This is a genomic window from Pseudomonas sp. WP18, assembly GCF_036689585.1.
GTDB classification, from domain to species: domain Bacteria; phylum Pseudomonadota; class Gammaproteobacteria; order Pseudomonadales; family Pseudomonadaceae; genus Aquipseudomonas; species Aquipseudomonas chlororaphis_E.
Genome location: NZ_CP144758.1, coordinates 2,976,304 through 2,995,837, shown reverse-complemented (window position 1 = coordinate 2,995,837; position 19,534 = coordinate 2,976,304). Strand labels below are relative to the sequence as shown.

Below are 19,534 nucleotides of genomic sequence, written 5' to 3'. Positions count from 1 at the left end.
CAGCGTGACAGGCAGAAAGCGTGATCACTCAGAATTTCGAGTCGCCAGGGCAACGTTGTGAGGACGTTTGCCCCCTCACATCAGTCATTCAATCCAACAGCGAAGCCTGTTTGAGCAACTCGAAAAGCCCCTCAGGTACCAGTGGGGATGTCGCGGTAAAACTGGAGCCCAGGCACCATTTGGCTCTGAACGGAGCACCATTGCTTTCATGGCCATCCAGCCAAGGACATTCATAGACGCTTTTATCATCGAACCTTGCATCGAAGACCTGGACGATCTCATGCCCTGGTTTGCCTGCGTAGGTGAAGATACTTTCCAACGTGCCGATCAATCGAACATCACTGATCGAAAGCGCCAGCTCTTCCTGTACTTCTCGGGCAATGGCTTCGATCCCTCTTTCACCGAACTCAATGCCGCCGCCAACAGGGCGAAAGAGCGTCTGCTGTGCAACGGCGTCGTAGAACTGGTTGACCAGTATCTTTCCCTGGTGATGGAAGATACACAGAGCGAGGGGGCGAATGCGTGGTTCTGACACGAGTGAAATTCCCTTTTGATTGAACGATACGATTCCCTCCGCGCAAAAGGCATTCAATGCTGCGTATGGCGGCCAATTATGCGGTAGGCGCTCGCCCATTTCACCTCAACTGTCACGAATAGGCGTAGCACCAGCCGTGCCCGATTTTCTCAATAGCATTTAATCGCTCCGCCTTGCAGAAACGCCAACATAATGGCGTCGATTTTGACCAAATCATCAACGCAGACAATAAGTGACATTTTTCCGACGGAAGGCATCGCCGTGCCATTGCTGGAGGTTTGAGGGAAGGCTCATCATCCGCTTGTCATTGCTTCTCGCCTGGGCCTTTCGGGGCCAATGCAAGGTGCATCAATCGCATCGTTTCGATGGGAGCAATATCAGGATGATGACCGTCTACGTTATGGTTATGACCATCTGCACCGGCGGCGAAGGCTGCGTGGAAGAACGCAAGCACGAGCCCACCTACGCCACTAAAGCGATGTGCGTGGAATCGGCCAGGCACATGGCGGCGCGCAAAGGCGTGAAGTTCAAATGCCGCAGCGAGCGGTCGTGGGTGCCGAGCACTGCGTCGGGCGCGAGCGGCCAGGAGCGTGTCGTCTCGACCGACGTCAAGGCGCACCCGTGATCGTTCCTCAGGAGCCCGGCATCTCCAGGTCCAGCAACGCCGCCCCCAGTGCCTTCCCATGCGCATCGAGCGCCAGCGAACGGGTAACCCCACCCCGCAAGATGCCAGGCAGGACAAAGTTGAGCGCCCGCACATTGGGCAGTTCATAGCGACGGATCATCGGCCCTTGCGGGTCCAGCAGCCCGGCAAAATGCTCGGCGACGCGCTCCACCGTGAGCCACTCACAGAGGCGCGGATAATCTTCGGCGTTGAACGCAATCACGGAGATATTGGAGGTATCGCCCTTGTCCCCTGTGCGGGAATGGGCCAGGTCTCGCAGTTTGAGGCGACTCATTGCAGGTCCTCCGAATGAATCTTCACGCTGATCGCGTCGCGCGGCAGTAACAACGAAGCCACCGCCACCACCTGACGCACCGATTTGCTCGCCCCGCCACCGCCGTAAGGCCCATTGGTGTAGAGGGTTTCCACTTCGTTGCCGATGCGCACGGCCGCGGCGCGGTCAGCGCAACGGGCCGCGACCCGCAAACGCACTTCCCAAGGCTCGCTGTCCGAGCGAGCGCCCAGCTCGGTGCCGTGCAGCGCGTCGACCCCGATCAGCTCGGCGCGGATCTCTTCATAGACCACGCCGGTCAGTTTCAAGCGCTCCAGCACCACCTCCCGGGCCAAACGGCCGCGCGCCAGGGCCCCCGGCCCGCCATAGGAGATCTGGCCCTCGCCGATCCAGCCATCGAGGTAACCCACCGACACTTTGAGGTCGGCGGGTCGCGCCTGGCCACCGGCCCCCTGGACGGCGACCTGGTCCGGCCCGGGCGCCGTGAACGAGACACCGGAAAAATCGGCACTGACATCGGGGGTGAGGTACGCGGCGGGGTCGTGCACTTCATAAATCATCTGTTCGGTGCAGGTCGCCGGGTCGATGCGCCCACCTGAACCTGCGACCTTGCTGATCACTGCATGGCCCGTCGCGTCCACTTCAGCCAAGGGAAAGCCCAGGCGCGCCAGGTTAGGCACGTCCTTGAACCCCGGATCGGCAAAGTAGCCTCCGCTGAGCTGCCCCGCGCATTCGAGCAGATGCCCCACCAGGGTGCCGCGACCCAACCGGGTCCAATCGTCCGCCGCCCAGCCGAACTCGAACACCTGCGGCGCGAGAAACAACGACGGATCGGCCACCCGACCGGTAATCACCACGTCGGCGTCGGCCTGCAATGCCTCGATGATGCCGTCCACCCCCAGGTACGCGTTGGCCGATATCAGGCGCTTGCCCAATGACGCCAAGGTCTGGCCGTTATCCAGGGTCTGCCTCGAATCTTCCAGCACGGTGGCCAGCACATCGTCGCCGGTCACCGCGACCACCTTCAGCCCCGACAAGCCCAACTGCCGGGCGATGCGCCGTACTTCCCGGGCCGCGTCCAAGGGATTGGCCGCGCCCATGTTGGTGATCACCCGCAATCGGCGACGACCCTCGGTGCCACGGCCGACAAAGGGCAGCACCCGGAGCATCCGCTCACTGAGCAACGGATCGTAGCCGGCCTGCGGATCAGCAAGCCGCGCTTGTTGGGCCAGGGCAATCGTGCGCTCGGCCAGGCATTCGAACACCAGGTAATCCAGCTCGCCGTGCTCGGCCAGCTCGATCGCCGGCTCGATACGATCGCCCGAATAACCGGCACCGGAGCCGATGCGTAAGGTTTTCATTCAAAAGACTCCAATGAGCAGCGCCGTCACGGTCATCAGCACCGAGGCGGCGAACAGGAAGGGAATGGTGAAGCGTTGGTGATCGGCCAATTCGATCTTGCACAGCCCCACCAGCAGGAACGTCGCCGGGGTCAGCGGACTGACCGGGAAACCGGTGGTGTGCACGCCCAGCAGTGACGCCTGGGCCACTTGCAATGGATCGACGCCCAGGGCGCGCCCGACTTCGGCCACCACCGGCATCACGCCGAAATAGAAGGAATCGGGGTCGAACAGCAGGCTCAGGGGCATGGAGATGAACCCCACGACCATCGGGATCAATTTGCCGTGCCCGGCGGGAATCTGCGCCACCGCCACCTCAGCCATGGCCTTGAGCATACCGCTGCCCTGCATGATGCCGGTGAAGACCCCGGCAGCCAGCAGAATGCTCGCCATCGTCAGGGCGGTTTTCGCATGGGCGTCGATGCGGGCGCGTTGGGCATCGACGTTCGGGTAGTTGATGCACAACGCCAGGACCGTGCCGAGCATGAACATCACCACCGGATCCACCACGCCGGCAATCATCACGCCCATCACCACCACGGTCAGGACCAGGTTGAGCCAGAACAGGCGTGGCTTGCGCAAGGCGACTTCCGCCTCGCTGAGCACCCGCTGCGCGACCACCTCGACGGTTGCCCCGGCGCCCAGCCCCAGGCGCTTTTCTTCGCGACGCCCCAGGTACCAGGCGCAGGCAAAGACGAAGACCAGACCGACGAGTTGCACGGGAATCAGCGGCTGGAACAGATCGGCCACCGGCACATGCAAGGCCGCCGAGGAGCGCAAGACCGGGCCGGTCCAGGGCAGGAAGTTGACCCCGGCGGCCATGGCGGTGACGCAGGCCAGGATGCGCTTGTCCATGCCCAGGCGGGTATACAGCGGCAGCATGGCCGGAATGGTCACCAGGAAGGTCACCGCGCCGGAACCGTCCAGGTGCACCAGCAGCGCCAACAACGCGGTGCCCATGACGATACGCGTCGGCCGGGTGCCGACACGCTTGAGGATACGGTCGATGATCGGGTCGAGCATGCCGGCGTCGGTCATGACGCCGAAGAACAGAATCGCGAACACGAACATCCCGACCACCGGGGCGACGTTCTTGATGCCGGTGATGATGAATGCGCTGGTTTGCAGGCCGAAACCGCCGATCAGCGCGGCGATGATCGGCAGTGCGATCAGAGCAACCAGGGGGGACAGGCGTTTGCTCATCACACAGGCGAGCAGACAGAGGATGGTGACGACACCGAGTATGGCGAGCATGGGGAGGTCCTGTTCGGCATCTCTGTTCGCGGTGGCGATGAGATGCGCTGTTGTTGTTTTCCCCGAGTATTGGAATTGCCGGTATTCTTTGTAAATTGAAATGTTCGGTGACCTGTATTCGGAAAAACAAAATGAAGAACTCGATCCAGCACATCCGCGCCTTCCTTGCCGTGGCGCAAACCGGCAGTTTCGCCAAGGCCGCGGCGGCCCTGAACCTCTCGCCTTCAGCGCTGACCGTGCAGATCCAACAATTGGAAGACTGGCTCGGCGTCGCCTTGCTCGAACGCAGCCCGCGTCACCTGGCCCTGACCAGTGCCGGGCAGAACAACCTGCTGCCGATGGAGAAACTGCTGCTGGACCTGGACAACATCGTCAACGCCTCCCGGGACCTGGCGGCGCTGCGCCGAGGCGTCGTCACCCTCGCCGCCCTGCCCTCGCTGTGTGCCGGGGCGCTGCCGCCGTTGTTGAAACAGTTTCGTGAGCAGTTTCCGGGAATCGAGGTGCGCTTGCGGGATGTCGTGGCACGCCGGATCGACACCCTGGTGCGCGACGGCGAAGTGGACTTCGGCCTCGGCGTGCGTGCGCGGACGAACCATGGGTTGGCGTTTGAAACGGTGTTGGAAGATCGCCTTTGCCTGTTTCTTCCGATCGGTCATCGGTTGGCCCGGCGACGCACGATCAAGCCAAGCGAATTGACGACCCAACCGATCATCCTCACCGGACGCGACAGCAGCGTGCGCGAGTTGGTGGAACAACTGTTCGCCGACGCCAACCTGACACTCATGCCGGGACTGGAGGCCAACTACATGTCGACGGTCCTGGCGTTGGTGCGCCAGGGCCTGGGGGTGAGCCTGCTGCCGGAATCGGCGGACGATGACCGGGCGGGACTGGTCAAGATCCCCGTGGATCACCCGGACGTCACCCGCCAGCTTGGCCTGATCACCCGCACCGGCCAGGCGCTGTCGCCGGCCGCCGAGCAATTCATCGCGATGGCCAAGGCGTTTTTCTAAAGCCTAGGCATGCAGGCGTAGGCTCACCGCTGCACCACCGTTTGCAACGCGCCACTGGCTTCAGGCTTTTTTGCGAACAACCTCTGTGGCAACAGGAAGTACGCCAACGCCGGCAGCAGGATCAGCGCGCCGAGCATGTTCACCAGGAACATGAACGCCAGCAGGATACCCATGTCGGCCTGGAACTTGATCGGCGAGAACGCCCAGGTCGCCACGGCGATCGCCAGGGTAATGCCCGTCAGCAGGACCACCTTGCCGGTGAACAGCAGCGCCCGGTAATACGCCTCGGACAGCGAGGCGCCGGCACGCATGTGCGTGAGGATCACGCTCAGCACGTAGAGGGCGTAGTCGACGCCGATGCCCACCCCCAGGGCGATCACCGGCAGCGTGGCCACCTTGACGCCCATGCCCAGGCCCACCATCAAGGCCTCGCAGAGGATCGAGGTGAGCATCAGCGGCAGCACGGCGGCGAGCACCGCGCGCCAGGAGCGGAACGTCACCCAGCAGAGCAGGATGACCGCGCCATAGACCCAGAACAGCATTTCGCGCATGGCTTTCTTGACCACGATATTGGTCGCGGCCTCGATCCCGGCGCTGCCCGCGGCGAGCATGAACTTCACCTGCGGCAGTTGCTGTCGTGCAATGAAGGCCTCGCTGGTCTGCACCACCCGCTCCAGGGTGTCGGCCTTGTGGTCGGCGAGGTAGACGTACAGCGAAAGCAGCGAACAGCCCTGGTTGAACAGCTCCCGTGGCGCCCGCGTCTGCACCGCGCCCAGGGCACCGTCGTTGGGGATCAGTTCGTACCACTTGAAGTTGCCTTCGTTGTAGCCGGCGGCGGCGATCTTGCTCAGGGCGGCCATGGAGTTGGTCGACTCGACGCCCGGCAGTTGCTCCAGTTGCCAGGCCAGGGCGTCCACGGCGGCCAGGGTCGAATAGCGGGTGCACTGGTCTTCTGGGGTTTTGACCATAACCACGAAGATGTCTGAACTGGCCGCGTAGTTTTGCGTCATGAAGGCCGCGTCGCGGTTGTAGCGTGAGTCGGGACGTAACTCCGGGGCACCCGGGTCGAGGTCGCCGATCTTCAAGTGCAGGCTGATCGCGAACCCGCCGACCGCCAGCAGCAGGCCTACCAGGCAGGCTACATAAGCCCAGGGCCGTTGGGTGAACAGGTCGAGGAAGCGCCACAACGGGTGCTTGACGTTCGCCTGCACCTCGGCGGTTTCCGCCCGCAGGCTGCGCGCCGCCGCCTGGCTGCCAACGCCGATGTAGCTGAGCAGGATGGGCAGCAGGATCAGGTTGGTGAAGATCAGCACCGCCACACCAATGCTGGCGGTGATCGCCAGGTCCTGGATGACCCGGATCTTGATCACCATCAGCACGGCGAACCCGACCGCGTCACACAGCAGCGCGGTCATGCCGGCGGCGAACAGGCGGCGGAAGGTATAGCGCGCAGCGACCACCCGGTGCGTGCCGCGACCAATGTCCTGCATGATGCCGTTCATCTTCTGCGCACCGTGGCTCATGCCGATGGCGAACACCAGGAACGGCACCAGCGCCGAATAAGGGTCCAGGTCATAACCGAGCGTGGCCAGCAAACCCATCTGCCAGAGCACCGCCACCAGCGAGCACAGCACCACCAGCGCGGTGCTGCGGGCGCAACGGGTGTACCAGTAGAGCACGGCCACGGTCACCAGCACCGCGACCACGAAGAACAGCATGACCTGCAGCAACCCGGCGACCAGGTCACCGATGATCTTGGTGAAGCCAGTGATGTGGATCTGGATGCGCTCGTTCTGGTACTTGTCGCGCAAGGCCTCCAGTTGCCGCGAGAACGCGCCTGCGTCCAGGGCCTTGCCAGTCTCCGGGTTGATTTCCAGCAACGGCACGAAGATCACGCTGGACTGGAAGTTGCCGGCCACCAGTTGGCCGATCTCGCCGGAGCGGGCCACGTTAGTGCGCACCTGTTCCAGGCTGGCCGGCGAACCGTCGTAGGTGTCGGGGATGACCGTGCCGCCATCCAGCCCTTCTTCGGTCACTGAGGTCCAGCGCGTGGTCGGCGTCCACAGCGACTTCATGTAGGGCTTGTCGACGCCGGGCAGCAGGTAGATTTCGTCGTTGAGCCTGGCCAGGGTGTCCAGGTAGTCCTTGTCGAAGATGCTGCCCTCGGTGACCGCCACGGCGATGCGGACCGAGTTGCCGAGGCCACTCAGTTCGCTGCGCTGTTCCAGGAAGTTGGCGACGTAGGGATGGGAGGTCGGGATGGTCTTTTCAAAACTGGCATTGAGGCCGATCTTGCTGGCCTGGTAGCCCAGCACCAGGGTCGCCAGCAGGCAGAGCAGGATCACCCAGGGACGGTGATTGAAGATCGCCCGCTCGCCCAGGTTGCCGGAACGCGGATCGAAATCCTCCAGGCGGGCGATCACCACTTGCTGTTCGAGGGCAGGATTATGCTCGTTCACATCGGACTCCGAATACGGCCACAGGGGGCGCGGGTACAGTGCGCGCTGGCGAGTTGCTCAACGTTGCGCCGAAGAAAAAAGGACATGGTCGAGGCGGGTCGGACCGTTCAGGCCGACGCATACCAGGCTGCCGTCCGGTGCCGCCACCACGCCAGCGATGGAGGTCGCGGCCGGGGCCGGTGAACGTCGAAAGTGACGTCCCGGGTCAAGACTGAGCAGCACGTCGCCGGCCTGGCTGGCCAGGACCCAAGTGCCATCCGCCAATCGGGTGGCGGCGGACAGGGCCACTTCCAGGTCGGTGTCGATCGGTTGCCAGCGGCCGCCCTGGTCCCCCGACCAATAGGCGTTGCCACGCAAACCGAAGGCCACCACCTCTCCCGTCGAACTGCCTTGCAGGCCGAAGAAGCTGCCCTCATAGGGTGATTCCAGTGCCTGAAAGCTGTGCCCGTTGTCCTGTGAACGCAGCAGCAACCCGCGCTCGCCGACGATGAACAGCGCACTCCCCGCCGCACGAATGCCGTACAGGTTGAGGTCCTCGGGGTTTTCCAGCTGCCGCATCCACGGCTGCCAGTGACTGCCGCCGTCACGGGTGTGCAGGATCAGGCCATAGGCACCGACCGCGTAGCCGGTGCGCCGGTCACTGAAGTACAGGTCGAGAAAAGGCTTGTCCGGCCCGTCGGCCACCAGCCGCTCGGCATCCTTCAACGCCTTGGGATCATCCCCTTCGCGAGCCTGGCCCAGGGCCAACTGGGCGGCGGTAACGCCGTCCAGTTGCTTGGTCCAGGATTCGCCGCCGTCGGTGCTGTGCAGGATCACACCCATGTGGCCCACGGCCCAACCTTCCTGCGCATCCACGAACTGCACCGCCGTAAGACTGACGCTGACCGGCACCTTTGCCTGGCGCCAGCTCACGCCGGAGTCATCCGACAGCAACACGATGCCGCGCTCGCCGACCGCCACCAACCGTTCACCGGCCCGAGTCACCGCCAGCAACACCGAATGGGCTGCCTTGGCACTTTGCAGCGCCGCCTGGTCGAGCAACGCAACCCGTGGGGTCGCCATCGCCCAGCCCGGCATCAGCATGACCGCCAGCAGCAGGGCCGCCGGCAGCGTGCGCGTGAGTGAAAATTTACCGATCATTGTCCGCTCCAACCGCCCAAGAAGAGTGATCCAACTGCCCGCCCGCGAGCGCCGAAGCCGCAGCCTCGGCGCCCTGCCCCAAGGCTCAGCGGCTGCTGTCGTTGGCCATGGCGTCCGGGGTGAAGAACGCCGCTGGTGGACGCGGATAGCTCTGGTACTGCACGTTCAGGTCGTTGGCCGACGAGTTGAGGAAGTAGGCCCCGGTTTCCAGGTTGTAGCTGCCCCACGACATCTGGGCCGTCAGCGCCGGCATTTCCGGTGCCAGCAAGGTCAGCGAGTAGTTGTGGCGGCCCAATTTGCCCTGGGCGTCGTAACCGTCGACCAGCAGCACCTGCCAGGAATCCTCATCCACGTAGTAGGTGCGCTTGGGCACCACGTGGCGCTTGCCGTCCTTGAGCGTGGCACTCACCACCCAGACCCGGTGTTTCTCCCAGCGCACCAGGTCCGGGTTGAGGAAGTTCGGCTTGACCAGGTCGTCGCTTTTCGCCGCCGCCGCACGGTTGTTGTTGTAGGGCACCAGCAGCTCTTTCTTGCCCACCAGCTTCAGGTCGTGTCGGTCGGTAGGGCCGAAGACCATGAACGCCTCATCGAAGAAACCGACGCCCGAGGTGACGAAGTCCGGGGTGTCGTAAGCGATGTTCGGCGCCCGCCGTACCCGACGCTGGCCAACCAGGTACTGCCAGGCGGCACGCTTGCCCGGGTCCATGTCCCAATGGGTCATCAGGCCTTCGCCGGCCTTGGAGGACGGCAGTTCCGTCGCCAGTTTGCCGATCAGGAACTTGCTCCCGAAGGTCTCCAGGCTGCCTTCCTTGAAATAGTAGGGATTCTGGTACCAGAACCGCGCCCGGGTGGCCTGGATCTTCTTCCCGCCCGCGGTCATCAGCCAGGTGTCGAACGGCGAGTAGAACGTGTCGGCGCCCTGCCAGGACAGGCGGTAGTTCCACAGCACCTCGGCGCCGTTCTGCGGCAATGGGAAAGGAATCCCGCCATAGGCGCCGCTGACTTTTTCGGTCTCCACTTCAAGGCTGGCACGGGTCGCGTTCTTCAGCGTGTTGTCGTACACCCACTGCGGCGCGGCGGCACTGCGGTGGGTCGGATAGACATCGAGCCGGTAGCCCGGATACTTCTGCAGCAAGGCTTTCGTGCCATCGGCCAACTGGTCGGCGTACTGCGCCATGTTGGCGGCGGTGACCGAGAACAGTGGCTTGTCGGCGGCGAAGGGGTCGGCACGCTTGTCGCCGTTCTTGTAGCCTGCCGGCACGGTGGTGTAGCCCCCGGTCCACGCCGGAATGCTGCCGTCCTTGTTGCCTGCACGCTCGGCGCCCATGGGCGTGAGGTCACTGTTGAGCCGCGCGGCCTGCTCGGGGGACACCGCCGCCTGCACCAGGCCGGCACTGAGCAAGGCAATGGCCAGGGCCGAAATACGCAAGGAAATTTTGCTTTGCATAGCGGATGAAACCTCTTATTAGAATGTGGTTTTCACGTACATGGAAACGAAGTCGCGGTCCGCCAGCGATTGCGCATAGCTGAAGTTGCCGTCTTCGCGCAGACCCGCCGCGGCCTTGCCGAAGAAGTTCACGTAGTTGATGCCAAAGTCCCAGCGCTGCAGGTACGTGGCCTTGACGCCGACACTCCAGTCACCGGCATGGGAGTTGCCGAAACCGCCTTTGCTGACGGCCGACGAACGCCCGTCCAGCCCGACGCCAAACCCCACCGGCACGCTCAAATCGAGGCCGTCGGCCACCTGGAAGTACGCCGGCTCGGCCAGCACTCGCAGCGCGGTGGCGTCGCGGGTGGTGTTGGGGTCCAGGGCAGCGCGGTTGTCCGTCACGCTGAGGGTGCGGTTCCAGGCCAGTTCGGCGAGCACCGAGCCGCCGTCCCAGAACGTGCCGGGCGACAGCAGGTAGATCGTCGACAGGTTGACGTGGGCGGTCTTGCCCTTGGCGTAGAGCGCGTCACCGCTGTTGTCCGCCGCGGTGCCCGGGGTCACCACCTGCAGGTTGCTGACCAGCGGCGCGTCCCAGCGCACCGACGTTTCACCGGCGAAGTTGAACGGGCCATAGGCCGTGGAGAAACTGGCGCCGACGGTCTTGATGTCTTCGGCGTAGACCTGGCGATAGGCATTGAGGATCGGCAATCCGGTGGCCGCCGCCGCGGCGCCGTCGAGGTAGGCATACAGCGCACTCGGCGTCTTGTCGTGGTACTTGGCGGCGTAGAAGCCCAGTTCCAGCTCGGTGCCTTCAGGCTTGAAGCGCAGTTGCATGCCGCCCTGCCCCGAGTTCCTGGCCTCGATGTCCGAAGCGTGCACGGTGGTGTTGCCGAACACCTCGGTCCAGTCACCCGCGCCCTTGCCGATGCCATCGTTGTCGCTCAGGTAACTGCCCGCACCCGGGACGTTGGAGCGTTCCCACTCGAACTGGTAGTAGGCGCCGACGGACAATTGTGGGTTGATCTGCAATTGCCCGGACACTTGATTGACCGGGCGCAGGATTTCCTTGAACTGCGTCCCCGGCACGCTGAGCAACTTGACCACGTCGGTGGGCCCTTGGGCCGCGGCGATACCGTTGCTGCCGTAGAACAGGCTCTCGCCGTAGATCAGGCTGTGCCGGCCCAGGCGCACCGTGCCCTGGCTGGTGTCTCCCACGTCGCCGCGCAGAAACACGAAGGCGTCCAGCAGTTCGGCGTCACGCCCGTGCAGCTCACGGGTGTCGTCGAGGAAATGCGGATTGGCGCTGTCGTCGGTGTCCTTGTTGTAGACATCGTCGTACCAGGCCGCGCCGCTGATGCGCAGGCCGTAGTTCTGCCGGCTCAGGTCCATTTCACTGAACAGGTCCAGGCGGTTGGAAACCAGGCCCCGGCTGAAATTCCTGTCGCCCTGGCCCTGGATCGAGGGGTACAGGCCGCCTGCCGTCGACGCATTGGTCAGGTGGTCGTCGGCACCTTGCAAGCGCCAGGCCTGGCTGTACTTGATGGTGTTGTCCCAGCGCAGGCGCCAGTCACTGTCACCGAGGTCGATTTGCGCAGCCTGGGACTGAGTGGCCCAACCGGCCAGACACACCGACAGGGCCAGAGCGTTGCGTGTAAAGCCCGGATAGCATCGAGAATTGTGCATGGTGTTCCTCATTGTTCTTGTTGTGGGAAGCCTGTTCTGTACGCGGGTCGCCCGGGACACGAGCGGCAGCGGGTTGCACGAAAATGCGCGGGGTAGCGTTCTCCCTCAGATGTAAGTGGACGCCAGGCCACCATCGACCGGCAGGTTGATGCCGTTGATCCAGCGAGACTCATCGGCACAGAGAAACGCGATGGCAGCCGCCACCTCATCGGCGTAGGCCGGCCGCTTCATGCGATGGGCGTCAGCCTCTACCCGCGCTTGGCCGAGCATGCTGACGAAGTCGCCGAGGATGGGCGTGAACACCGGGCCCGGCGCCACGCAGTTCATGCGCACCGAGGTTTGCAAGAACCACGGCTGGGCCTGCTGATAGCTCCAGACGATCAGCGCCTCTTTGAAATACTGGTAGCAACTGTCTTGCGGCACCGGATGCTGGTCCAGCCAGGCCTGGGCCTGGGCAAAGCCATCGATGGCGGCCAGGGTCTTGTGCAGCGCCAGCCGCTGCGGCCATTGCGCCCCCAGGATCGATGCGACGTTGACGATGCTGCCGCCGGCCCGAATGCGCGGCAGCAGCGCGGCGCACAGGTGCCGCACCCCGAGGTAATTGACCTGGGCGACCAACTGCGGGTCGGCGGTGCCCGGGACCCCGGCGATGTTGCAGAGCCCATCGAGGGACGCCGGCAGTGACTGCACGGCGGCGTCGATGGCATCCGGGTGGCTGAGATCGGCCTGGATGAACTGGTCCAAGCTCAGGTTGGGCGCATTGCGATCCATGCCGATGACGCTCGCTCCGTGAGCACGCAGGGTTCGCGCCGTTTCAGCGCCGATGCCCGAGGAAACGCCGGTCACCACGATCGTCTTGTTGGTCAACTTCATAGCAGGTTCCCGATTCGTGCTTGTGCTGCCCGTACGGGCGGAGGCAGCCAAGCCATGTTGTTATTGTGCCGAATTAGTTAATCTCGGTAACTAGTTGTAGCAAGCGATATGCCATCCCCTGACAAACGACCGCCGACCGCTCAAGTACGCGGCATCCAGGCAGTTCAGAAGGATCAAGGCTCAGGTGAGCAGCAATGAGGGCGTTAGAAAAGTGATGATTTCAGCAATTTCGTGCTGCACTATGCGCAATATGATTAATCGAATTAGGGAATTGCGATGGCAGATAAGCTGATCTCCCTGGCCGAACTGTCCCGGGGCACGCAAAAGCAACCAGCGCGCGGCGCCAGTGAACAGTTGCCGCCCGGCGCCGCGCCGACGCTGCAGGACCTGACCGAATGCCTGATGTTCAGCCCCGGCGACGGACGCATCTGGCTGAACGGCGCGCGGATGCTGCTGATGCACAACAGTGGCGTGGGCGCCTTGCGCCGCGAACTGATCGAAAGCATGGGCCTGGCCCGCGCCCGGGGCATCATGCTGCGTACCGGCTACCATTGCGGTGCCCGGGACGCGGCGCTGATCAAGGAGCGCTTCCCCGAAGCAGACATCCTGGCGCTGTTCGCCGCTGGCCCGATCATCCATGCCATCGAGGGCGCGGTGAAGGTCGAGCCGGTGCATTTCGAATTCGACATGAACCTGGGCACCTACTACGGCGAGTTCCTCTGGCATCACTCCAGCGAAGACGACGAACACATCGCCCAATACGGCATCGGCACCGAACCGGCCTGTTGGATGCAGACCGGCTACGCCATCGGCTATACATCGGCGATGGTTGGACGGCTGATTCTCTATCGGGAGGTCGAATGCCGTTCCACCGGATCGAGCATCTGCCGGCTGGTGGGCAAGCCCGCCGAAGAATGGGACGACGCCGAAGAGGACCTGGCCGACCTGAACGCCGAACCCTTCGTCAGCACCGGCGGACGCAGCGCGGCGCCCCAGGGCCGGGGCGATAAAGGTGCCCTGCCCGCTCGCCTGCTGGCGGACCCGACACCGGCCCAGGACAGCGACATGGTCGGTATTTCCTCAGCCTTCAACGCGGCCTGCCACATGCTGCGTCGGGTGGCGCCGACCCAGGCGACGGTGCTGTTCACCGGTGAGTCCGGCGTCGGCAAGGAAATGTTCGCGCGGATGCTGCACCGCATCAGTCCGCGCCACGACGAGCCCTTCGTGGCCATCAACTGTGCGGCCATTCCAGAAAACCTGATGGAGTCGGAGCTGTTCGGCGTCGAGCGCGGCGCCTACACCGGCGCCACCCAATCGCGCGCCGGCCGCTTCGAGCGCGCCAATGGCGGCACGCTGTTCCTGGACGAGATCGCCACCCTCAGTTTGGTGGCCCAGGGCAAACTGCTGCGCGCCTTGCAGGAAGGTGAAGTCGAACGGGTGGGCGGCAGTCGCACCCTCAAGGTCGATGTGCGGGTGGTTGCCGCGACCAATGTCGACCTGCGCGCCGCGGCACAGCGTGGCGAGTTCCGCGAAGACTTGTTCTTTCGCCTGAACGTGTTCCCCATCCACCTGCCGCCGCTTCGCGAGCGCAAGGAGGACATCCCGCTGCTGATGACCCATTTCCTGCATCGCTTCACCCAGCGCCATGGCCGTCAGATCAGCGGCTTCACCCCGCGCACGGCAGACACCCTGCTGGCCTACGATTTTCCGGGCAACATCCGCGAATTGCAGAACCTGGTGGAGCGCGGCGTGATCAGCGCCCCGGACGGCGGCGCCATCGACCTGTCGCACCTGTTCACCAGCGGCGAACGCCTGGCTCTGCCGATGTTCTCCATCGGCACCCGCGGCCAACTCGCGGCTGCGCCGAACGCTCAAGCGGCGCCGCCTCAGGCTCCCGCCGCACCGATCCGGAGCGACGATGAAGCCCTCCAGCAACTGTTCGGCGGCAAGGATTTGAGCCGGCTGTCGCTGCAGGAAGTCGAGGACGCGATGATCGACCGTTGCCTGAGCGAAGTGAAAGGCAACGTCTCCGAAGCGGCCCGCCGCCTGGGCCTGACTCGGGCACAGTTGTCCTATCGCTTGTCGCGGCGCCCAGCCAGTGACTAAACGTGGCGAGGGCCCTTTATTGCGGGATGAAGCAACGCCCGAACATGCCAAGCGCCACGTCGACCCGTTGGTCGATCTGCTCGTCGGACCAGCTTTGTTGCACGCCCAGGGTGAACAGCTTGAGCGGCTGCGAAATCAGCAGTGCGTCGATCAACTCGATGGCCGGCTCGACATCCTGCTGCGCCAGCAAGCCCTTGCCCGCAGCCTTGCCCAGCCAACCCCGCAACAGGCCCAGGCAACGCTCGGCCCCTTCCTGGTACCAGATTTGCGCAATCCCCGGCGCATGCTCGCGCCCCTGGGCGGCCATCAGGTAAAGCCCCAGCGCCAGCGGCGACAGCGTCAACCGTGCCCATAACGTCAGGTACATGCGCAGCTCGCTGAGCAGATCCTCGGCGCTGTCGATGCCACTTTCCAGCAGCAGTTCAAGGGTCGACAGGTCCCGCGCAACCAACTTCGAGAGCAGTTGCTCCTTGCTCGCCACCAGTTGGTACAGGGTTTTCTTCGAAATGCCGGCAGCACGGGCAATGGCGTCCATGGTGACGTTGGCAAAATGACCGCTGCCGAGTATCTGCGCCGCGGCGTCCAGCAACAGGCTCATCTGCTCTTCACGGCTGCGGACCGGCGGACGACCGCGAACGGGCTTGACGGGTTGCGAGGGGGTTGCGGGCATGGTGGGTCCTGGTGAGTGGCAGCGGGTGAGTCTGCCACAGGTTAAATCGGGCACCTAACCTGTGGCGAGGGCGCGTGCTCGCGCCCCTCCCTCAAACAACGGCCCCCTCGCCAGCGCTACCCTCCCGCGCCATCGCCGCTGCGCGAAACGCCTCGCCCAGCGCAGTTTCGATAACCCCCCAGGCCTCCTGCGCTGAAGCCTCCGGGCCGAGGTGGGTGAACATGTGATCGCAGCCTGCGAACATCCGCGCGTTGACTGCCACACCGGCCTGGCGCAATTTCTCGGCATAGGCCTCGCCTTCGGCGCGCAGGATGTCATGTTCGGCCGTAATCAGCGTGGTCGCGGGCATACCCCGCAATGCCTCGACGCTCGCCAGCAACGGCGACACCAACGGATCGCGAGCGTGATCGGGATCGCTCAGGTAACAGCCATTGAAAAAGCGCACCAGCCCGGCCCCGAGCAATGGTTTGTCGAGGCTCGAACGCTTCAGGCCGGGGTCCTGGAGCAGGTCCAGGACCGCATAGTCAATCACCTGGTGCACCACCCGCAGCCGCTGATGCCCCCGTGCCAGGTTGGCCACCCCGGTGGCCAGGTTGCCGCCGGCGCTGTGCCCACCGACGGCCATGCGTTGGGGGTCGATGCCCAGGCTTGCCGATTGCCCGGCCAACCATTCAAGCACCGCGAAGCTCTGTCGCAAGCCCGCGGGAAATGGATGCTCGGGCGCCAGGACGTAGTCCAGGTTGACCACCAGGCAATCCAGATTGTGCGCCAGACGCCGACAATAGCTGTCGTCATGCTCCGGCACGCCAGCGACGAAACCGCCGCCGTGCAGGTTCAGGTACACCGGCAAGCGCGCCCCGTCCGAAGTCGCCGGCCAGTAGAACAACGCCCGCGCCGGTCCCCAGGACGTCGGGATGAACCGCGCCTCGACCGCACGCAGCGGGTACTGCGCCGAGTCGTAGACGAACTTGCCTTTCATGCGCTTGGCAAAGGCGCGCAACAGCTTGGCCTTGAGGGTTTGAGGCAACGTCATGATCAGGCTCCCGGCGGCTCAGTGGGCCGTCAATAATTGATCCAGCAGGCCGTGGACCATCGGCCCATACGGCGCGCGCATCGCCAGGTTGGATTCACCCACCGGGCTTTGCACCACCACTGCCTTGGCATGGCTGAACGTGCGGAAACCATGGGCACCGTGATAAGCCCCCATGCCGGCGTGCCCCACGCCGCCGAACGGCAACGCCTCGAACAGCACATGGCTCATGACGTCGTTGATCACCACGCCACCGGAGGTCGTGCGTTGCAGCACCTGCTGGCGCTCGCTGGCGTCCTCGCCAAAGTAATAGGCCGCCAGGGGCCGGGGTTGCCCGTTGACGTAGTCGATCGCCGTGGCGAAATCCTGGTAGGTCTTGATCGGCAACAGCGGGCCGAAAATCTCCTCGCGCATCACCTGCATGTGCTCGTTGGGGTTGAGCACCAGGGTCGGGGCGATCTTGCGGATCTCGCGATCGTTCAGGTCTTCCTGCTCCGGATTGATCTCGATCAGCCGCGCGCCCTTGGCATGGGCATCGACCAGGTAGCCTTGCAGGCGGCCGAAATTGCGCGGGTTGATGATGGAGGTGTAGTCCGGGTTGTCGCGCAGCGTCGGGTACATCTGGGCGACGAAGCGGATGGCCTCGACGGTGAAGTCTTCCAGCCACTCTTGCGGCAGCAGCACGTAGTCTGGCGCCAGGCAGATCTGGCCGGCGTTCAGGGTTTTCACCGTCATCACCCGCTGGACCACGGTCGCCAGGTCGGCACTGCGCGAGACCAACACCGGCGACTTGCCGCCCAACTCCAGGGTCACCGGCACCAGATTGTCCGAGGCGGCGCGCATGATGTGCCGCGCCACCGACGTGCCGCCGGTAAAAATCAAGTGATCGAACGGCTGCGCACTGAACAATGCGCCGACCTCGGCCCCACCCAGCACCGTGGTCAGCTCGTGTTCGTCGAAGTATCGGGCGATCAGCTCGGCCAACAGCGCCGAGGTGCGCGGCGTCAGCTCGGACGGCTTGAGCATGGCCCGGTTACCGGCGGCGAAGATGCTGGCCAGCGGGCCGAACGCCAACACGACAGGGAAATTCCACGGGCTGATCACCCCCACCACGCCCAGCGGCTGATACTCGACCCGTGCCTCGCAACCCGGGAACGGCGCCGGATGGGGTTCGGATTGCGCCCACTCGGCCAGGTGCTCCCGGCAATGCTTGAGGCTTGCCACGGAGCCTGCGATATCGGTCAGCAGCGTCTGTTCGCGACTGCGGTGGCCAAAGTCCGCCGACACCGCCGCGACGATGGCTTCGCGGTTGTCCAGCAACAAGGCGATCGCCCGGTCAAGTCGATCACGGCGCAGCGCCAGGCTGGGCGGCCCCTCATCCAGATGGGCACGTTTCATTCGGGCGAGCGCCGCAGCGAGTTGTTCGGCGCTGACGGCCGTATCGTGGTGACCGAGGATGCTCATGGCGTATCTTCCTGCTGGTTAATTGTTATGAGTCAGTACTAATTGCCCGGCAAGACAGCCACCTCTGCTGCCTCGCCGGGCGAGTATGACAAAAAACCAGACAAAGGAAACCATTAAGTTTCCTAACTTTAAAAAAACGACAAGAGACCTTGAACCCCATAAAACCAAGGCTAATGGCTGGAAGGGATAGCCGCGCGGTTCAGTGGCCGCAGCGACCAAGAAGCCATCAGAAGGGTTTTCGGACAGCGGCGCAATACGCAAGCTCTTGATAAATGATTAATTACATTAATCATAGATGATGACCCAGCGAAGCCAACGAGGCCTCGCCGGGATGGCAGCCCACTACTGCTGCGAGGGAAACACCGGCGCCTGGTCCTGCTGCTCAGCCGTGGCTTCCAACGACCGCCCCGCAAGCGTCTGCAGGTACAACGCAAGCACGAACCCGGGCGCTGTCGCCAAGGCGACGTCGACGGGCGGGCTGACGCTGTCGGGGATCAACTTGCCGCTCGTGTCCTGCTCCTCGTTCAGTTCCTGCTCCACCTTCAGCCCATACCGCTTGAACTGCACGAACCGCGGATCGGTGACCGCGACGGCCGCCAGCGGATCCCAAAAGTACAGGTACTTGCCGATGCCGGGGGCGATGGTCGAGCTTTGCAGGACCTGGGTGAGGAACTGCGCGACCGGGTTTTGGATGCGCGAAAGCTGGGCGACGAAATCCTGGCTGATGGGGATCTGGTTGCAGGCGTTCAGCGCAACCAATTGCACCCGGTTCCCGCCGCCAAAGACGTATTGCGCGCCGAGTGGGTCAACGAAAATGTTCCACTCGGCGACTTTGTTGGTGTAGTACGGCGTGTCGCCCAGGGTATCGATGATGTTCCCTCCGGCACCGGGCTGGACGTACTCCGGCAGCAGGTTGCCACCCATCATGACGATGCGCTCGACCTTGCTGGTCAGCAGGTCTAGCAGCGTCCTGTCTGTCCTGGCCTGCAAAAACAAATGCCCCCAGGTCGTGCCGCCGCCGATCATCAGCACGGTAAAGGGTTGCTTGGCGTTCTCCAGGGTTTCCCTGAGAAAGGCCACCGCATCCGTTCTCGTGGGGTTGGGGTTCGCCCGGGGAAACCGTGCGTCGTAATGCTGGTCCGCCGCCTGGCGGGTTTCGAATGGAAAGGTGTTGCTGTAGACCATGGGCCGCTGGAAGCCGGCGACCACGGGGATCCGCTCGACTTCAGGGTCTTCGAACAGCGTGAGGAAGTGGCTGATGTTCGCCACGCCATGGCTCAGGTGCACGGCACCCACGCCGGTGACGGTGATGCCTTCGACCTTGACCGCGTGGTGCTTGAGCAAATAGCCGATGGCCAGGTAGTCGTCGAAGTCGACATCAGTATCGACGAGCACGTGTGTGAGGGGTTGTACCGACATGTTGGCAGGCCTCCTGGCAATGGATGGGATCATCCTGATGTGCCAGCAAATGCTGGCATCGAGTTAAAAGTAGCACCTCCCGAAAAAAGCGAACGCTTAATGGCGT

General features: G+C 63.7%; 16 protein-coding genes. 3 read left to right on the top strand and 13 right to left on the bottom strand.

Going from position 1 to position 19,534, the window contains the following annotated elements:
* Positions 1-88: 88 nt before the first annotated feature.
* Entirely contained in the window at positions 89-535 is a 447-nt protein-coding gene (locus V5F23_RS13310; protein ID WP_080922131.1) for an NUDIX hydrolase, read from the bottom strand.
* 382 nt (positions 536-917) lie between these two features.
* Between V5F23_RS13310 and V5F23_RS13305 the strand changes: the two genes are divergently transcribed.
* Positions 918-1,160: a hypothetical protein gene (locus V5F23_RS13305; RefSeq protein ID WP_144419483.1), complete on the top strand. Its 243-nt coding sequence runs from the start codon at positions 918-920 to the stop codon at positions 1,158-1,160.
* A gap of 7 nt (positions 1,161-1,167) precedes the next feature.
* Here V5F23_RS13305 and V5F23_RS13300 read toward each other — a convergent pair whose 3' ends face one another.
* From V5F23_RS13300 to V5F23_RS13290, 3 genes are read right to left on the bottom strand one after another with little or no spacing between them, the layout of a single operon-like run.
* The gene (locus V5F23_RS13300; RefSeq protein WP_047739300.1) at positions 1,168-1,494 is read right to left on the bottom strand and encodes a hypothetical protein; all 327 of its coding nucleotides are present in this window, start codon (positions 1,492-1,494) and stop codon (positions 1,168-1,170) included.
* Entirely contained in the window at positions 1,491-2,852 is a 1,362-nt protein-coding gene (locus V5F23_RS13295; protein ID WP_338498707.1) for an acyclic terpene utilization AtuA family protein, read from the bottom strand. The genes V5F23_RS13300 and V5F23_RS13295 overlap by 4 nt, the downstream gene beginning before the upstream one ends.
* Positions 2,853-4,145: a citrate:proton symporter gene (locus tag V5F23_RS13290; protein ID WP_042731505.1), complete on the bottom strand. Its 1,293-nt coding sequence runs from the start codon at positions 4,143-4,145 to the stop codon at positions 2,853-2,855.
* 131 nt (positions 4,146-4,276) lie between these two features.
* Between V5F23_RS13290 and V5F23_RS13285 the strand changes: the two genes are divergently transcribed.
* On the top strand, positions 4,277-5,155 hold the full coding sequence (locus V5F23_RS13285; protein ID WP_042731504.1) for a LysR family transcriptional regulator: 879 nt from the start codon (positions 4,277-4,279) through the stop codon (positions 5,153-5,155).
* A gap of 23 nt (positions 5,156-5,178) precedes the next feature.
* Here the strand turns inward: V5F23_RS13285 and V5F23_RS13280 are convergent, their stop codons facing one another.
* From V5F23_RS13280 to V5F23_RS13260, 5 genes are all read right to left on the bottom strand, one after another.
* Positions 5,179-7,614 carry an MMPL family transporter gene (locus tag V5F23_RS13280; RefSeq protein WP_338498705.1) on the bottom strand — a complete coding sequence of 812 codons (2,436 nt, stop codon included), beginning with the start codon at positions 7,612-7,614 and terminating at the stop codon, positions 5,179-5,181.
* A gap of 57 nt (positions 7,615-7,671) precedes the next feature.
* Positions 7,672-8,754: a YCF48-related protein gene (locus V5F23_RS13275; protein ID WP_338498703.1), complete on the bottom strand. Its 1,083-nt coding sequence runs from the start codon at positions 8,752-8,754 to the stop codon at positions 7,672-7,674.
* An 85-nt stretch (positions 8,755-8,839) separates the two neighbouring features.
* Entirely contained in the window at positions 8,840-10,201 is a 1,362-nt protein-coding gene (locus V5F23_RS13270) for a DUF1329 domain-containing protein (RefSeq protein ID WP_042730976.1), read from the bottom strand.
* An 18-nt stretch (positions 10,202-10,219) separates the two neighbouring features.
* Positions 10,220-11,866, bottom strand: a complete 1,647-nt coding sequence (locus V5F23_RS13265; RefSeq protein WP_042730977.1) for a DUF1302 domain-containing protein — start codon at positions 11,864-11,866, stop codon at positions 10,220-10,222.
* 105 nt (positions 11,867-11,971) lie between these two features.
* On the bottom strand, positions 11,972-12,739 hold the full coding sequence (locus tag V5F23_RS13260; protein WP_042730978.1) for a coniferyl-alcohol dehydrogenase: 768 nt from the start codon (positions 12,737-12,739) through the stop codon (positions 11,972-11,974).
* A 276-nt stretch (positions 12,740-13,015) separates the two neighbouring features.
* Between V5F23_RS13260 and V5F23_RS13255 the strand changes: the two genes are divergently transcribed.
* Positions 13,016-14,845 (top strand): sigma 54-interacting transcriptional regulator, encoded by a 1,830-nt coding sequence (locus V5F23_RS13255; protein ID WP_338474728.1) that lies wholly within the window; start codon positions 13,016-13,018, stop codon positions 14,843-14,845.
* A 16-nt stretch (positions 14,846-14,861) separates the two neighbouring features.
* On the opposite strand, the gene V5F23_RS13250 is transcribed toward V5F23_RS13255, so the two are convergent.
* The 4 genes from V5F23_RS13250 to V5F23_RS13235 all read right to left on the bottom strand — a co-directional run bounded on the left by V5F23_RS13250 (position 14,862) and on the right by V5F23_RS13235 (position 19,428).
* On the bottom strand, positions 14,862-15,515 hold the full coding sequence (locus V5F23_RS13250; RefSeq protein ID WP_080922114.1) for a TetR/AcrR family transcriptional regulator: 654 nt from the start codon (positions 15,513-15,515) through the stop codon (positions 14,862-14,864).
* A 91-nt stretch (positions 15,516-15,606) separates the two neighbouring features.
* On the bottom strand, positions 15,607-16,548 hold the full coding sequence (locus tag V5F23_RS13245) for an alpha/beta hydrolase (protein ID WP_052497389.1): 942 nt from the start codon (positions 16,546-16,548) through the stop codon (positions 15,607-15,609).
* Positions 16,549-16,566: 18 nt separating this feature from the next.
* On the bottom strand, positions 16,567-18,009 hold the full coding sequence (locus V5F23_RS13240; RefSeq protein ID WP_123578999.1) for a coniferyl aldehyde dehydrogenase: 1,443 nt from the start codon (positions 18,007-18,009) through the stop codon (positions 16,567-16,569).
* A 342-nt stretch (positions 18,010-18,351) separates the two neighbouring features.
* Entirely contained in the window at positions 18,352-19,428 is a 1,077-nt protein-coding gene (locus tag V5F23_RS13235; protein WP_338498700.1) for a nucleoside hydrolase, read from the bottom strand.
* Between the last annotated feature and the right edge of the window lie 106 nt (positions 19,429-19,534).

Coding starts and splice junctions, on each gene's coding strand:
- V5F23_RS13305 (WP_144419483.1), top strand. CDS start 918: ATGATGACCGTCTACGTTATGGTTATGACCATCTGCACCGGCGGCGAA.
- V5F23_RS13300 (WP_047739300.1), bottom strand. CDS start 1,494: ATGAGTCGCCTCAAACTGCGAGACCTGGCCCATTCCCGCACAGGGGAC.
- V5F23_RS13295 (WP_338498707.1), bottom strand. CDS start 2,852: ATGAAAACCTTACGCATCGGCTCCGGTGCCGGTTATTCGGGCGATCGT.
- V5F23_RS13290 (WP_042731505.1), bottom strand. CDS start 4,145: ATGCTCGCCATACTCGGTGTCGTCACCATCCTCTGTCTGCTCGCCTGT.
- V5F23_RS13285 (WP_042731504.1), top strand. CDS start 4,277: ATGAAGAACTCGATCCAGCACATCCGCGCCTTCCTTGCCGTGGCGCAA.
- V5F23_RS13275 (WP_338498703.1), bottom strand. CDS start 8,754: ATGATCGGTAAATTTTCACTCACGCGCACGCTGCCGGCGGCCCTGCTG.
- V5F23_RS13270 (WP_042730976.1), bottom strand. CDS start 10,201: ATGCAAAGCAAAATTTCCTTGCGTATTTCGGCCCTGGCCATTGCCTTG.
- V5F23_RS13265 (WP_042730977.1), bottom strand. CDS start 11,866: ATGCACAATTCTCGATGCTATCCGGGCTTTACACGCAACGCTCTGGCC.
- V5F23_RS13260 (WP_042730978.1), bottom strand. CDS start 12,739: ATGAAGTTGACCAACAAGACGATCGTGGTGACCGGCGTTTCCTCGGGC.
- V5F23_RS13255 (WP_338474728.1), top strand. CDS start 13,016: ATGGCAGATAAGCTGATCTCCCTGGCCGAACTGTCCCGGGGCACGCAA.
- V5F23_RS13250 (WP_080922114.1), bottom strand. CDS start 15,515: ATGCCCGCAACCCCCTCGCAACCCGTCAAGCCCGTTCGCGGTCGTCCG.
- V5F23_RS13245 (WP_052497389.1), bottom strand. CDS start 16,548: ATGACGTTGCCTCAAACCCTCAAGGCCAAGCTGTTGCGCGCCTTTGCC.
- V5F23_RS13240 (WP_123578999.1), bottom strand. CDS start 18,009: ATGAGCATCCTCGGTCACCACGATACGGCCGTCAGCGCCGAACAACTC.
- V5F23_RS13235 (WP_338498700.1), bottom strand. CDS start 19,428: ATGTCGGTACAACCCCTCACACACGTGCTCGTCGATACTGATGTCGAC.